General features: G+C 64.1%; 12 protein-coding genes. 6 read left to right on the top strand and 6 right to left on the bottom strand.

All coding sequences use genetic code 11. From position 1 onward, the window contains the following. Positions 1-65: 65 nt before the first annotated feature. The gene (locus GGD67_RS06410; protein WP_179731673.1) at positions 66-437 is read left to right on the top strand and encodes a hypothetical protein; all 372 of its coding nucleotides are present in this window, start codon (positions 66-68) and stop codon (positions 435-437) included. A gap of 392 nt (positions 438-829) precedes the next feature. Continuing rightward, positions 830-1846: a TorF family putative porin gene (locus GGD67_RS06405; RefSeq protein WP_026202635.1), complete on the top strand. Its 1017-nt coding sequence runs from the start codon at positions 830-832 to the stop codon at positions 1844-1846. Between the two features lie 101 nt (positions 1847-1947). On the opposite strand, the gene GGD67_RS06400 is transcribed toward GGD67_RS06405, so the two are convergent. Beyond that, positions 1948-3708, bottom strand: a complete 1761-nt coding sequence (locus GGD67_RS06400; RefSeq protein WP_179731671.1) for an ABC transporter ATP-binding protein/permease — start codon at positions 3706-3708, stop codon at positions 1948-1950. A gap of 315 nt (positions 3709-4023) precedes the next feature. Between GGD67_RS06400 and GGD67_RS06395 the strand changes: the two genes are divergently transcribed. After that, a complete protein-coding gene (locus GGD67_RS06395; protein ID WP_018321901.1) occupies positions 4024-5688 on the top strand; it encodes an L-lactate permease in 1665 nt (554 codons plus the stop codon). 159 nt (positions 5689-5847) lie between these two features. Further along, a complete protein-coding gene (locus GGD67_RS06390) occupies positions 5848-6246 on the top strand; it encodes an META domain-containing protein (RefSeq protein ID WP_038971171.1) in 399 nt (132 codons plus the stop codon). Positions 6247-6395: 149 nt separating this feature from the next. Here the strand turns inward: GGD67_RS06390 and GGD67_RS06385 are convergent, their stop codons facing one another. From GGD67_RS06385 to groES, 3 genes are all read right to left on the bottom strand, one after another. Further along, complete coding sequence (locus tag GGD67_RS06385; RefSeq protein ID WP_018321903.1) at positions 6396-7607, bottom strand: hypothetical protein; 1212 nt, start codon at positions 7605-7607, stop codon at positions 6396-6398. Between the two features lie 200 nt (positions 7608-7807). Further along, positions 7808-9439, bottom strand: coding sequence for a chaperonin GroEL (gene groL, locus GGD67_RS06380; protein ID WP_018321904.1), 1632 nt, complete (start codon positions 9437-9439; stop codon positions 7808-7810). Between the two features lie 147 nt (positions 9440-9586). Continuing rightward, positions 9587-9883 carry a co-chaperone GroES gene (groES, locus tag GGD67_RS06375; protein ID WP_018321905.1) on the bottom strand — a complete coding sequence of 99 codons (297 nt, stop codon included), beginning with the start codon at positions 9881-9883 and terminating at the stop codon, positions 9587-9589. Positions 9884-10198: 315 nt separating this feature from the next. Here groES and GGD67_RS06370 point away from each other — a divergent pair, with 315 nt between their 5' ends. Next, a complete protein-coding gene (locus GGD67_RS06370) occupies positions 10199-10720 on the top strand; it encodes a hypothetical protein (protein ID WP_026202636.1) in 522 nt (173 codons plus the stop codon). Positions 10721-10910: 190 nt separating this feature from the next. On the opposite strand, the gene GGD67_RS06365 is transcribed toward GGD67_RS06370, so the two are convergent. Continuing rightward, positions 10911-11696 (bottom strand): protein phosphatase CheZ, encoded by a 786-nt coding sequence (locus GGD67_RS06365; protein ID WP_026202637.1) that lies wholly within the window; start codon positions 11694-11696, stop codon positions 10911-10913. Positions 11697-12011: 315 nt separating this feature from the next. On the opposite strand from GGD67_RS06365, the gene GGD67_RS06360 reads away from it, so the two are divergent. Further along, positions 12012-12821, top strand: coding sequence for a L,D-transpeptidase (locus GGD67_RS06360; protein ID WP_092255294.1), 810 nt, complete (start codon positions 12012-12014; stop codon positions 12819-12821). A 643-nt stretch (positions 12822-13464) separates the two neighbouring features. On the opposite strand, the gene GGD67_RS06355 is transcribed toward GGD67_RS06360, so the two are convergent. Next, positions 13465-14289 carry a DUF2076 domain-containing protein gene (locus tag GGD67_RS06355; RefSeq protein WP_018321907.1) on the bottom strand — a complete coding sequence of 275 codons (825 nt, stop codon included), beginning with the start codon at positions 14287-14289 and terminating at the stop codon, positions 13465-13467. Between the last annotated feature and the right edge of the window lie 61 nt (positions 14290-14350).

Genomic DNA, 14350 nt, shown 5'->3' with positions numbered 1-14350 from the left:
CCTCCGGCAGCGACGGTAGAACGACGCCCGATCGACCATTGTTCGTCGGCAACAGGAGGACCACGATGGCGAAAGCGAAGAAGAAGAAAAGCAAGAAGGCCAAAAAGGCGAAGAAGGCTGTAGCGGCGAAGAAGTCCGCGAAGAAGTCTGCCAAGAAATCCACGAAGAAAGCTGCCAGGAAAGCTGGCAAGAAAGCTGGCAAGAAAGCTTCGAAGAAGGCCGCCAAGAAGGCTGTGAAGAAGGCAGCCAAGAAAGCAGCCAAGCCGGCTGCACCGAAGAAGGCCGCGAAGAAAGCGGCACCGAAGAAGGCGAAGGCAGCTCCCGCGCCGAAGCCGTCAGCGCCGGCGCCAGCTCCGGCTCCCGAGCCGGCCGCCGAGACGAGCTGGGCGATGCCTTCGTCTTCTGCGGAAGCGGCACCGGCCGAGGGGCAAAGCTAGCTCCCGTCCTGCGACCGCGATCGCCAACAGGGAAGGCCGCTGCGGTGACGCTGCGGCCTTTTTGCATCGCCGCAAGTACCTCCCGAAGCCGTCTCTTCCCCCCGCCAGCCTGATTCGTAGCCCGGTTGCCACGCTAACTGCCTTCCCCGTACTTGCACGGTCCCTTCGTGCACTTTGGAATGCAAATAATGTGATCGAGAAGACACACAGGGCGATAACCTTTCGTGGAATCGTCAAAACGCCCAAAAAGTCGGCAGATGCCCGTGATTTTTGCTTCACGGTCCCCATCCCTCAATCCAGATTGTCGCAGTAACGCAATTTTGCAGAACAAGTCGTTTGCCCCGGGGGGCTTCCGGGATCCGACTGGGTAAGAACTGACGATGGGGATCGAAATGAAGAAAGTGGCTTTGTTGGCAACGGCGCTGGCAATGGTGACGACGGGTTCGGCTTTCGCGGCAGACTTGCGCGTGAAGGCATTGAAGGCCCCGCCGCCGCCCGCCTTCGACCCCTGGGATATCGCCTTCGGCGGCGCGATCATGAGCAACTACGTCTTCCGCGGTATCACCCAGTCGAACAACAAGCCGTCGGTCGCGGCTTATTTCGAGCCGCGCTACAACGTCACCAAGGACCTGCAGCTCTATGTCGGCGTCGCCGGTGAGAGCATTTCCTTCCCGAACCGCGCCGCGGCCGAGATCGACATCTACGGCGGTATCCGCCCGACCTTCGGTGCCTTCGCCTTCGACATCGGCGTCTGGGGTTACCTGTATCCGGGTGGGACCTGCTATTACGGCGCCGGCTTCGACACCGCCGGCAATCCGCTCAGCGCAGAATGCGCCGCCAACGCGTTGGCGAACGGAAACGTCATGAAGAAGGACGTCAGCTTCTTCGAAGTCTACGGCAAGATGACCTACACGGTGAACGACAACTGGGCGTTCGGCATCAACGAGTTCTATTCGCCGAACTTCCTCAACACCGGCGCCTGGGGCAACTACACCTCGGTCACGGCCAAGTGGACGGCGCCGAGCACGACGTTCGGCTCAAGCGGCGTCGGCATGTATGTGTCGGGTGAATTCGGCCGTCAGTGGTTCGGCACCTCCGACTCATTCTACGGCACCGGCATCGCCAGCCCGCTGGGCGGAGGCCCGTTCCCGAACGGCATCAAATACGCTGACTACAACACCTGGAACGTCGGCGTCGGCTTCACCTACAAGGTGATGACCCTGGATCTCCGTTACTCCGACACCGACCTCTCGAAGGCTAACTGCAACGCCTTCACCAGCGACAACACCGCCACCTTCAGCAGCAGCTACAGCAGCATCAATCCGTCGGGCGTCGGCTCCAAGTGGTGCGGCGCGACCGGCATCGCCAAGCTCTCGTTCGACCTGACGGCGATGACCAACCTGAAGTAAGTTTGTTCCGAGACCATCTACGAGGGCGGCAGAGCAATCTGCCGCCCTTTTGCTTTGGGGCCGCGGGCCCGCCCTGGTAGTTCGAGATGCCGGCCGGCCCCTCAGCGCGCTGCGGTCGGCTCCGCCCGGGCCGGCTCGCCGGCTTTACCGAGGACGTGGATCTCGCCGTCCTCCCCCAGCGTCACCTTCCGGGTGTGGAAGGCGTCGAGCGTCGAGCGGTGGCCGATCGAGACGATGGTGGCCTGCGGCAGCTTCTCCGTCAGCAGCCGATAGAGCCGGTCCTCGGACGGCTCGTCCAGCGAGGCGGTCGCCTCGTCGAGGAAGAGATAGTCCGGCATGTGCAGCAGCGCACGAGCAAGCCCAAGGCGTTGCTGTTCGCCGAGCGACAATGTCCGGTTCCAGTGGCCGTGCTCGTCGAGCCGGTCCGCCAGTCGCGGCAGGCCGACGGCAATCAAGGTGTCGCGGATCTTCTCGGGCGGGACGGAGCCGTGCTCGGTCGGGTAGATGACGGCGTCGCCAAGCGCGCCGATCGGGAAATACGGCCGCTGCGGCAGCATCATCAGCTTCGACGTCTCGGGAATGGCGATCGTGCCGGTGCCGAACGGCCAGACGCCGGCGATGGCCCGGAACAGTGTCGACTTGCCGGAGCCCGACGGGCCGGTCACCAGCACCCGCTCCGACGGCTGGATCGTGAAGGCATCGGCTGCGACCAGAGGCGCGCCGTTCGGCAGTTTGACGAGCAATTGCTCGAGCGCGATGGCCTTGCCGTTCGCTGGTGCGATGTCGATGGTCGGTTCGAGCGCTGCGCCGTAGGCGGCGGAGCTGACCGACATCTCGAAGCCATCGAGGCGGGCGATCACCGCGCGCCACTCTGCGAGCGAGCGATAGGCGGTGACGAAGAAGGACAGCGCATCCTGCACGCTGCCGAACGCCGAGCCGGTCTGCATCATGTCGCCGAGCTGGATGCGCTTGGCGAAGTAGGCAGGCGCCACCACCACATAGGGAAAGAGCGTCGCGGCCTGACCGTAGCTTGCCGTGAAGGCGGTCAGGCGCTTGGTCCGGCCCATGATCTCGTACCAGTTGCCGATGACGAAGCCGAAGCGCCGCAGCAGATGCCCTCGCTCCGCGTTCTCGCCTTTCAAAAGGGCGATCTGCTCGGAATTTTCGCGCACGCGGATCAGGTTGAAGCGGAAGTCGGCCTCAAAGCGCTGCTGCTCGAAATTGAGATTGATGAGCGGGGCGCCGATCCAGTGGGTCAGCGCGGTACCCAGAATAGCGTAGGCCAGGGCGCACCAGACCAGAAAACCGGGCACGAGGATATCGGTGCCGTAAATGTACAAGGGGGCCTTGTAGGACAGGCCCCAGAGGATGACCACGAACGAGGCCAGCGTCACGATCGACGACAACAGGCCGAGGCCGATGGTCAGCGTTTGCTCGACGAAATTCTTGACGTCCTCGGTGATGCGCTGGTCCGGATTGTCGGCGGCATCGCCCTTGAGCTGCATGCGGTAATGCGTGGCGCCCTCGAGCCATTCGCCGAGATAGTGCTGAGTCAGCCATTGCCGCCAGCGGATCTGGAGCCACTGGTTCAGGTAGAGTTTGTAGACGGCCAGCGCGACGAAGGTGAAGGCAAGCCCAAGGAAGATCCAGACCTCCTTGACGAATTCGGGCAGATCGTAGGCCTGCAAAGCGCTGTAGAACCGGTTCTGCCATTGATTGAGCAGCACATTGATCGCGACCAGCACCAGCTCCATCGCGACGACGACGGCGAGCAGGCCGCGGCCGGCCCATTTGTCTTCCGACCGGAAATAGGGGACGGCGATTCGCCAGACGATCGCGAGCGTGGCGCTGATGTTCTTCACAGAGCGGGGTCTCCTGGGGGGATGTGCACAAATGCCCTGAGCCAACCACTTGAGGCAATGGCGAAAAGCGGCGCGCTTAGACTAAAGTCGCAAGGTCTGCAATTTGCGTTGTCTTGTCGCACCCCGCAACCCTAGCATGGGGTTCGACGGCGCGGGGTAGGGGTGCTCGGGGATTTCGCGAGCTTGTGAGCGGGACGGGAACCGCCGCATTCGCGAGGAATTCGCGTCCAGCTCGGGGGTTACCGCTTCCAGCGTCAAGCAGGATCGGCTCTCCACGCGGGCCGTCTGCCGCAAACATGCGTGGGGAGGAAGACCATGTGGAATCAAGTCTATGATCCGCTGAACAGCCCGGTGCTGTCGACGATTGCGGCGGCGGTGCCCGTTGTCACGCTGCTGGTTCTGATCGCGAGCGGCCGCGTCCAGGCGCATATCGCGGCGGTCATCGCCGTGATCGTGGCCAATCTGATCACGATCTTCGTCTTCACCATGCCGGCGAACATGTCGATCCGCGCCTCGGTGCTGGGCATCGTCACCGGCTTTTTCCCGATCGGCTGGATCGTCCTCAACGTCATCTTCCTCTACCAGGTGACAGTGAGCACGGGACGCTTCGAATTGCTCAAGCGCGCCATCGGCGGCGTCACCGAGGACCGGCGGCTGCAATTGCTGTTGATCGCGTTCTCCTTCGGCGCGTTCTTCGAGGGCGCCTCGGGCTTCGGCACGCCGGTCGCCATCACCGGTGCCGTGCTGATCGGCCTCGGCTTCTCGCCGCTCGCGGCGTCCGGCCTGTCGCTGATCGCCAACACCGCGCCGGTCGCCTATGGCGCGCTGGGCACGCCGATCCAGGGCCTTGCCTCGGTCACCGGGCTCGATCCCTACATCCTCGGCGCCATGGTCGGCCGGCAATTGCCGGTCTTCTCGCTGATCGTGCCGTTCTGGGTGGTGTGGGCGTTCGCGGGCTGGAGGGGCATGAAGGATGTCTGGCCGGCGATCCTGGTCACCGGCGTGTCGTTCGCGATTCCGCAATTCGTGATCTCGAACTTCATCAACCCCTGGATCGTCGACATCGGTGCGTCGCTGATCTCGATGGGCGCGCTGATCCTGTTCCTCAAGGTCTGGCAGCCCAGGCAGCTCTGGCTGTCGCCGGCGCTGCGCGGCCGCGATGAATCGGCAGCCACCATGGCGGCGGCCAAACCGCTCGACAAGACGCCGCTGACGCAGAGCGAACTGTTCGGCGCGCTGCTGCCGTGGATCATCGTCTGCATCGTGATGCTGATCTGGGGCAACGGGGCGTTCAAGGCCTGGGCGAATTCGATCTTCGTCTGGAACTATCCCGTGCCCGAGCTGCACCAGATGATCAACAAGATGCCGCCTGTCGCGCCAGCGCCGACGAAAGAGAGCGCGGTGTTCGGCTTCACCTACCTGTCCTTCACCGGCACCGGCATGCTGATCGCGGCGATCATCTCCGGTGTCCTGATGGGCGTCGGTCCCGGCAAGCTCGTGACCGAGTACGGCCGCACCATCCGGCTCTGCGCGATCTCGCTGATCACGATCTCGGCGATGCTGGCGATCGGCACCTTGACGCGGCTCTCCGGCGTCGACGCGACGCTCGGCCTCGCCTTCGCCGCAACCGGCGTGCTCTATCCCTTCTTCGGCACGCTGCTCGGCTGGCTGGGCGTGGCGCTGACGGGATCGGACACCGCCTCCAACGTGCTGTTCGGCAACCTGCAGAAGATCACCTCCGAGCAGCTCGGCCTGTCGCCGGTCCTGATGGCCGCGGCGAACTCATCCGGCGGCGTGATGGGCAAGATGATCGACGCGCAGTCGATCGTGGTCGCCTCCACTGCCACCAACTGGTACGGCCACGAGGGCACGATCCTGCGCTTCGTGTTCTGGCACTCGATCGTGCTGGCCTGTCTCGTCGGCGTGCTCGTGACGTTGCAGGCCTATGTCTGGCCGTTCACGGCAATGGTCCTGAAGTAGCAGGCCAACTCAGGCTCGAACGCAAATCCCCGCGAGGTTCCGCCCCGCGGGGATTTTTGTGCCCAATCAAATCTCATCGCGCTCTACGTTGCGCGAACCTTCTCAATGGCGCCGCCGTCTTATAGAAGGTGCGGCAAATCAGGTCGGACGAGAGGTCTCATGGTTTCGCTCAAGCGATTGGTGTGTGCTGCGGTTGCAATGCTCGCGATGTCCATTGTCGCGCGTGCCGAGGACGGTTTCCCGTTCGGCACCGAGATGACGCTGGAAGCGCTGCCGCAAGCAGGCTCGAAGCGAATTCCGAACATCGAGATCGGCGACCATGGCGAGGTCGTGCTCGAGCTCTGGTGCAAGGGCGGCAAGGGCCAGTTCTCGGTCGCCGGCAACACCGTGATCTTCGTCCCCGGCCAGATCCAGGATCGCTCCTGCCCGCCGGCAAGGGCCCAGGCCGACGACGATCTGGTCGCGGCACTGAGCAGCGTCGAGACCTGGAAGCGTCAGGGCGACGTGCTGACGCTGATCGGCCCCAAGCCGCTGCGTTTTCGGACGACGGGGAATTAGCTCCGCTCTCGTGTCTCGGACGCGCTGCAGCGTGCAACGCTGCTGCGCAGAGCCGGGACCCAGACTCGATCGGCGACTGCGCGGGGCCTCTGGGCCCCGGCTCTGCAGCGCATCACTGACGTGCTGCGCAGCGTCCGGGGCACGAGAGCCTACTTCCACACCGATTTGTCGGCATCCCAGCGCTGGCCCCTAAGCTCCTTGGCGAGCGCCTCGACCGAACCGTTGTCGTCGGGCTGCTCGCCTTCCTCGTCGACCGACGTGTCGTCGGAGAGATTGAGCTTGGCGCCGCTGCTCTCGTCGGCGGTCGTCGTCGCGGGGCTGCCGATCCAGAGCATGAGCTTGTCGGTCGTGCCCGGCTTGTCGGGCGAGACGAGCCCTGCGACCTCGATCGTGTCGGTGAGATCGAGCGCGGGGAAGTCCGGGTTCGGCCGCTTGAAGACCAGCTTCAGCTTGCCCGTGGCGGGGTTGAAGCTCTGCGAAACCGGCTTTGCCGCGAGCGTCCGGCTCAAAACGTTCGAGACGGCAGCCGCGAGCTTGTCCTTGCTGATCTTGTCGCCGTCGCGCCAGTCGGCCGCGGCGAAGCGGATGGTGCGGTCCATCTCGGTCATGCCCGCAGTCCACCCCGCGGCGGTGACGCCCGGCGTCGCCTTGAATTTCGCCAGCAGCGCGCCAGCGCGCTCGGGATCGACCGACATGTTGATGGTCTGCTCGCCTGCGCGCAGGGCATCGCAGCCGACCGTGAGGCTCGCCAGCGTCACCTCGACCGCCTGGCCCTTCAGGCTCTTCAGGAAGTCGGTTGCAGCGTCGAGCTTGACCTTGACCGCGATCGCCTCCGGCGAGACGTCGGTGAAATCCTTCGGCTGCGGCGTGATGCCGTCGTCGGAGGTCTGGTTGTCCTGAAATTCCTTTTCGCTGAGATCGGAATTGTCGGGCGAGGTCACCTCGGTCACCACCTGGCCGACGCTGATCTGGCCGCGGAATTCGAAAGTGTCGCCGCTCTGCTTGCGCAGCAGCTTGACGCTGACCGGCGACTTCTCGCTGATGCTCTGCGTGGTGCCGGTCAGGGTCTGGCCCGCGACCTGGAGATTGACGACGAAGCGGTCCTTGCGGTCGGAATTCTTTGCGACGGGATAGCAGACGTCGAGCACGGCCGCCGTCACCGTCTTGCCCTGGCGCGTCTCCTTCAGGATCACGTCGGCATTGCCGTCCATCAGCCCGTCGATCGAGGTGAAATAGCGCGTCTCCGGACCGCCGGGCATCGTGGCCTTCGGCGACAGCTTCATCTGGGCGGAGGCGGGATGCGGAGAAGCTGCAAGCAGAGCCGCCAAAACGGCTGTCGAACAAACCAGAAGCGCACGCATCGATGAAATCCTCGCGCAACGGGCATGATCCGGAAAGGTATGAAGCGGTTTTCCGAGAGGATCATGCCCAAACAATTCGAATCGGCGCGTCACCGTAGTGGGTTTTGGCCGACGGTTGAATCGGAAAGCGGAGGGGCAGGGTCGGCAAAAAAGAAGGCCGCCCGGAGGCGGCCTTCGCAACACTGTAACGGAACGCAGGCTTAGAAGCCGCCCATGCCGCCGCCGGCGGGCATCGCGGGCGGGGCTTCCTTCTTCGGCGTTTCGGCGACCATGGCCTCGGTGGTGACCAGCAGGCCGGCCACGGAGGAGGCGTCCTGGAGCGCGGTGCGCACCACCTTGGCGGGATCGATGATGCCCTTCTCGACCATGTCGACATAGTCCTCGTTCTGGGCGTCGAAGCCGAAGGTCTCGGACTTGTTCTCCAGGATCTTGCCGACAACGATCGAGCCTTCCACGCCCGCGTTCTCGGAGATCTGGCGGATCGGAGCTTCCAGCGCCTTCAGCACGATGTTGATGCCGGCCTGGACGTCGGCATTGGCGTTGGTGAGACGGCCCACCGCTTTCTTGGCGCGGAGCAGCGCGACGCCGCCGCCGGGGACGATGCCTTCCTGCACCGCGGCGCGGGTGGCGTTGAGGGCGTCCTCGACGCGGTCCTTCTTCTCCTTGACCTCGATCTCGGTGGCGCCGCCGACGCGGATCACCGCGACGCCGCCGGCCAGCTTGGCGAGGCGCTCCTGGAGCTTCTCACGGTCGTAGTCCGAGGTGGTCTCCTCGATCTGCGCCTTGATCTGGCCGACACGGGCTTCGATATCCGGCTTCTTGCCGGCGCCTTTGACGATCGTGGTGTTCTCCTTGTCGATCACGACCTTGCCGGCGCGGCCCAGCATCTTCACCGTGACGTTCTCGAGCTTCATGCCGAGGTCCTCGGAAATGAGCTGGCCGCCGGTGAGGATGGCGAGGTCCTCGAGCATGGCCTTGCGGCGATCGCCGAAGCCCGGCGCCTTGACGGCGGCGACCTTGAGGCCGCCGCGGAGGCGGTTGACGACCAGGGTGGCCAGCGCCTCGCCCTCGACGTCCTCGGCGATGATGACGAGCGGCTTGCCCGACTGCACCACGGCTTCCAGCACCGGAAGCATGGCCTGCAGGCCCGAGAGCTTCTTCTCGTGCAGGAGGATGTAGGCATCCTCGAGTTCGGCGGTCATCTTCTCGGGGTTGGTGACGAAGTAGGGGCTGAGATAGCCGCGGTCGAACTTCATGCCCTCGACGATGTCGACTTCGGTGTCGAGCGACTTGTTCTCTTCGACGGTGATGACGCCTTCGTTGCCGACCTTCTGCATTGCCTGGGCGATCATCTTGCCGATGGCGGCATCGCCGTTGGCGGAGATGGTGCCGACCTGGGCGACCTCGGAGGAGGCGGCGACCGGCTTGGCGCGCTTCTCGATGTCCTTGATGACCGCAGCAACCGCGCTGTCGATGCCGCGCTTGAGGTCCATCGGGTTCATGCCGGCGGCAACGGCCTTGGCGCCTTCGCGCACGATGGCCTGGGCCAGCACGGTTGCGGTGGTGGTGCCGTCACCGGCGAGGTCGTTGGTCTTGGAGGCGACCTCACGCACCATCTGGGCGCCCATGTTCTCGAACTTGTCCTCGAGCTCGATCTCCTTGGCGACGGTGACGCCGTCCTTGGTGATGCGGGGTGCGCCGAAGCTCTTCTCGATGACGACGTTGCGGCCCTTCGGGCCGAGCGTCACCTTGACGGCGTTGGCAAGAACGTCGACGCCGCGCAGCATGCGATCGCGCGCGTCTCCGGAAAACTTGACGTCTTTGGCAGCCATTTTAGCAATCCCTCGTGTGTGGTGATGTGTCTGCCGCTCGCCCGTCGCATCAATTCCGGGATTCGAGGACCGAACCCGGCGGAATGATGGATGCCCGGATCGCCTGGATCCGGGCATGACATTCAGCGGCTGTTCAGGCGGATGGCCTTAGGCCAGTACGCCCATGATGTCCGACTCCTTCATGATCAGGAGCTCTTCGTTGTCGATCTTGACCTCGGTGCCCGACCATTTGCCGAACAGCACGCGGTCGCCGACCTTGAGGTCGATCGGGGTCAGCTTGCCGGTCTCGTCACGGCCGCCGGGGCCGACGGCGACGACCTCGCCCTGGGACGGCTTTTCCTTGGCGCTGTCCGGAATGATGATGCCGCCCTTGGTCTTTTCCTCGGCGTCGATACGTTTGACCACGACACGGTCATGCAGCGGACGAAATTTGGATTTAGCCATGACGTTTCCCTTTGGAGGCTCGCTTCGGAAGTAGTGAAGTGGGTGGGGCGGCGCTTCCGTCCGCCCCCTATCCCGAGGATCGAACGGCGTGCTTAGCAATCGGGCTTTCCGAGTGCTAATAGTGGGCCCGGAAATATGGCTTGGCCGCGATCCTGTCAAGCAAAGGTGGTTAAGCGATTGGTGAGGCGGATATAGGATGGTGGCACTGGAAACTTGTTCGGGGCGCCGACGTATTAAAGGACGTCATTGCTCCGGCAGCGGTTTTGCGCTTGGCTGCAGGAGGGGTGCGGCCATGGTCTTGTTCGGGGGAATGCCATGATCAGTTCAGCTCACGCGCGCACGGTTGCCAATCTGGCCGCCGCCTCTTGTCTGGCGCTGCTGCTGGGCGCCTGCGGCGGCGGCATGAGCCTGCCGTCCTTCTCGTCGTCCTCGCCGCCGCCCGAAGCCGAGCCGGGCGTCGCGCCCGAAATGCCTGCGACCATTCGCGCCGACGAGATCGTCGGCCGCTGGGGCCTCGCCTCGTTCCAGAACCCGGCCGACCGCGCCCGCACCGAGGCTGCCGCCCGGGCCCAGTGCAAAAATCCCTACGTGATCACCGCCGGCTCCTCCGGCGGCGTGATCATGCATCTGGCCGACCAGGCAACGCCGCAGGAGCTGCGGCTGAAGGGCTCGCCGAGCGGCAAGAACTACATCGGACCGGCGGGTCCGACCCCCGGCGAGCAGGACCGCGAAATCATCTCCTTCGACGGCCGCGTCCTGATCACCCGCTTCATCGACAAGGACGCCGCCACCCGCTACGGCAACATGGTCTACGTCCGCTGCGCGCCGCGGGCGTAGCTTCTCGCCTACGTCATGCTCCGCGACAGCGGGGCATCCAGTACGCCGCGGCTTCTCGGTTCAATCACTGCTGCCTCTGGAATACTGGATCGTCCGGTCAAGCCGGACGATGACAGCGGAGAGGATGGTCCCAAAAAGCAAAAACGCCGGCCAAAGGCCGGCGCTTTGTTTTTCTCTATCTGGCGTCCGCTCAGTCGAACAGCGCGTCGATGTCGTCCTGCGAGGCGTGGCCGACGTCGCCGGCGAGCTTGGGGCCGTTGAGAAGCTTGTCGTCCTCGCTGCGATTGTCGACCGGCGGCACGACGTGGGACTTGATGGCGTCGACGCCGCCCCAGATCTCCATCATCGCATTGATGTGCTGCTCGATGAACTTCATCGTGGTCATGACCTTGCTGATGCGCTGGCCGGTCAGGTCCTGGAAGTTGCAGGCCTCGAAGATCGAGATGACGCGTTCCTGGATATCGTCGGCGAGCCGCTTCTGCTGGTCGATCGAGTCCACCTTGGACATTGCGCTGGCGGCCTGGTCGATCGATTCCGCGGCTTCGAGGATCTGCTGGGTCGCCTGCTCGGTGCCGCCGACCACCGCGCCGAGCTCGCCATTGACCTTGGCCATTTCGCCGCCGTCAAAGCTCTTGCCGTGCAGCGTCGCGATTTCGCGCTTGGTGCGGTCGATGGCGTCATGGATGAGGTCGAGCTCGACCTTCAGCTTTTCGCACTGCTCGATCTGGGCCCGATAGGTTTCGAGCATGGTACGAGCCTCGGAGAGCTCGTGGGCGGTGGAGGCGTCGATCGCCGCCATGGCTGCGCTGCCGGACAAGGGCAAGGGCGCAGCGCCTTTCGCCATCTGTGCACGGATCGCACGTAGCTCGGCCATGATCTCGCTATGCATCGGGATTGCCTCTTCGGTTACGTCCAAAATCGGCATCTCGCCACCAGCGATATCCTCGACGCGAAAACGTTTGCGGTGAACAGCCATCAGGATACTCCCCCCACCTCACTCACGCGTCTTTGTAGGCAGAAGCGATTTAACACGAAGTTCACGGCAGGAACTGTTGTGCGGCTGCGCGCGACGGCGCGCAAAGAAGCGATTAACCATGCGCGCGCGGCGTTCATCGAAAATAAACGCTGATCGCCAAATTGCCCCGCTGCTGACGACGTGGTGAATCCAAACGCCGTTTCTGTTTACCAAACAAAACGGCTTTTGCCTTTTATTGACCACGTCGAGGGGCGCGGAAAGCCATCAGCTCTCCACGGCGCATGTGATCTAGACGAAACAGTACAGAGTACGTCGATGTTCAAGAAAATGTCTGTCGCGCTGCTCGGCAGCGCTTGCACCTTCATTGCCGGCGCAAACAGTGCCAGCGCCTTCGACAATTCGGTGCCGAACGATCCGCCCGCGGTGCTCTACCAGCCGCAGGTGCCGCCGGCGCCGGTGCGCGTCGCCTCCAATGCGAACATGGGCGGCGGCTTCATCGAGTTCCTGTTCGGCGACGGTCCCGGCCGCGGTCCGGCCTACGCGCCCGAGCGGCCGGTCTATCAACAGCAGCCCGGCTATTACGACCAGCGCCGCCTGCCGCCGATGGGCGAGCCGCAGCAGGGTGGATATCAGCAAGGCGCGGTTCAGCAGGAGACGGTCGACCCGCGGCAGCGTCCGTTCGATCCGAGGTTCGAGAAGCAATCTGTTGACTATAGCGGCAAGGAAAGTCCCGGCACCATCGTGGTCGATACCCCGAACAAGTTCCTCTATCTCGTCGAGGGCAACGGCAGGGCGATGCGCTACGGCATTGGCGTCGGGCGTCCCGGCTTCACCTGGTCCGGCGTGAAGGCGATCACGGCCAAGCGCGAATGGCCGGACTGGACGCCGCCGGCCGAAATGCTCGCCCGCCGCCCCGATCTGCCCCGGCACATGGAAGGTGGTCCGGAGAACCCGCTCGGCGCCCGTGCGATGTATCTGGGCTCGACCCTGTATCGCATCCACGGCTCCAACGAGCCCTGGACCATCGGCACCAACGTCTCCTCCGGCTGCATCCGCATGCGCAACGAAGACGTCATCGACCTCTACGGCCGCGTCAATGTCGGCACCAAGGTCGTGGTGATGTAGGCCGGCGCTCGCTGCGAGCCGTCAACTCCGCGTGTCGCGCCGGCTCGCGACGCGCGGCATCGAAGGCGTTGCGTGCCGCCGGCGTACGTCCTCCGGCTAAGGTCTAGGCTGGCCGACGATGCCCCGTCGAAGCGAGACGAGGGGCAACAGAGCAGCGACGACGCGTTGATGAATGGGAAAGCGATGCGCGAGCGGAGCGCTTAAATCGCCGCGCCGACAGCTCGGCCTTCTTGACGAGCTCGTGCAGTCCCTCCAACTCCGACAACTCGGTGATGAGATGAGTTGTCACGTTGGTCAGGGTGGCGATGCGCTGCTGAAGTGGACTCATTTTTAAAACCCCGACTATAACCAAGAGAGGCAACCACATCGGTGTGTGGCATGAGCAACGTGTTCTTCCAGTTGAACACCCATGTCCGCATTTGGAAATCCGGGAGTCTACGGCTGCGCGTGTCAGATGCCGATTTGATTTGTCATGGTGAATTCAGGCGCGTCGGGTAACGTTCAGCCAGTCCAATGACGCTGCACATTAGTCATACTATATCGAACGTCCCAGCTGCTTGCCGTCGCACAAAAGGCGCTCGGGGCACGCTCTAAAGAAAACGGCCGCCGAGAGGCAGCCGTTCGCATCTTCGGGGCGAATTGCTCACGCGTAATCGCTGCCGCCGTCGTCGTCGCCGCCGAAGTCGCTGTCGTCGGCCACGTCCATATTGCCGTCGTCGTTGTTGTCGCCGTAGTTCTGGTCGTTGTCGTTGCGATCGTTGTTCGCCTGGTCGGAGAAGCTCTGGCGAGACTCGCGGTTCGAGCCGATGTCGTTCAGGCCGGCATCGCGCGCGAGCGAGCCGCCGGACTGATCGCTGCCGCCCCAAGGACTTCCACCAGCGCCGCGGTCGCCGAGGGCATTGGTGTCGCCAAAGGCCTGCTGATGCGATCCGCCCATCATGCCGCGGATGCTCGAGAGCAGCAGCGAGCCACCGACGACGCCGGCGGCAGCTGCCGCCGCGGTGCCGAGGAACGAGCCGCCGCCACCGCCCATCGGCGGTGCGCCATAACCCTGGCCCGGGCCCTGACCTGGGCCTTGGCCGTAAGGGGGCTGACCGTAGCCCGGTTGCGTCTGCTGCATCGCTCCGCCGCTGTTCCAGACCGGCCGCGCGTCACGCGGCGGCACGTTCGGAACCGAGCCGCGCGAGGGACCTCCGCCGAACAAGGTGTCGCGCATGGTGTCGAGGAAGCCGCCGGACTGCGCCTGCTCGGGCCCATGGGCCGCTTCCAGCTCCTGGATGCGGTTATGGGCGCGCTTCAGCGCTTCGTCCTGCAGCAGCGTGGTCTGCACCAGCGCATAGATCGCGCCGGGTGCCTTGCGCAGCCCGTCCGAGATCGCGGCGATCGCGTCGGGATCGCGCGGTGCGTTTTCCAGTTTCGAAAGCCGGTCGAAAAGGTCGTCGACGAGCTGGCGTTCCTGCGGCGTCATGATCAGTCTCCCTCGCGCAAAACAAGCGCGAAGCAGATGTAGGGTTCCATTGTGGCCCCAA

It is taken from the genome of Bradyrhizobium sp. IAR9 (assembly GCF_013408065.1).
Lineage (GTDB): Bacteria > Pseudomonadota > Alphaproteobacteria > Rhizobiales > Xanthobacteraceae > Bradyrhizobium.
Note: the sequence above shows the minus strand (reverse complement) of the source record. Positions and strands in the feature narration are given on the sequence as shown.

Coding starts and splice junctions, on each gene's coding strand:
- groES (WP_018321905.1), bottom strand. CDS start 9,883: ATGGCTAAATCCAAATTTCGTCCGCTGCATGACCGTGTCGTGGTCAAA.
- GGD67_RS06365 (WP_026202637.1), bottom strand. CDS start 11,696: ATGGCTGTTCACCGCAAACGTTTTCGCGTCGAGGATATCGCTGGTGGC.
- groL (WP_018321904.1), bottom strand. CDS start 9,439: ATGGCTGCCAAAGACGTCAAGTTTTCCGGAGACGCGCGCGATCGCATG.
- GGD67_RS06410 (WP_179731673.1), top strand. CDS start 66: ATGGCGAAAGCGAAGAAGAAGAAAAGCAAGAAGGCCAAAAAGGCGAAG.
- GGD67_RS06395 (WP_018321901.1), top strand. CDS start 4,024: ATGTGGAATCAAGTCTATGATCCGCTGAACAGCCCGGTGCTGTCGACG.
- GGD67_RS06390 (WP_038971171.1), top strand. CDS start 5,848: ATGGTTTCGCTCAAGCGATTGGTGTGTGCTGCGGTTGCAATGCTCGCG.
- GGD67_RS06385 (WP_018321903.1), bottom strand. CDS start 7,607: ATGCGTGCGCTTCTGGTTTGTTCGACAGCCGTTTTGGCGGCTCTGCTT.
- GGD67_RS06355 (WP_018321907.1), bottom strand. CDS start 14,289: ATGACGCCGCAGGAACGCCAGCTCGTCGACGACCTTTTCGACCGGCTT.
- GGD67_RS06370 (WP_026202636.1), top strand. CDS start 10,199: ATGATCAGTTCAGCTCACGCGCGCACGGTTGCCAATCTGGCCGCCGCC.
- GGD67_RS06360 (WP_092255294.1), top strand. CDS start 12,012: ATGTTCAAGAAAATGTCTGTCGCGCTGCTCGGCAGCGCTTGCACCTTC.
- GGD67_RS06405 (WP_026202635.1), top strand. CDS start 830: ATGAAGAAAGTGGCTTTGTTGGCAACGGCGCTGGCAATGGTGACGACG.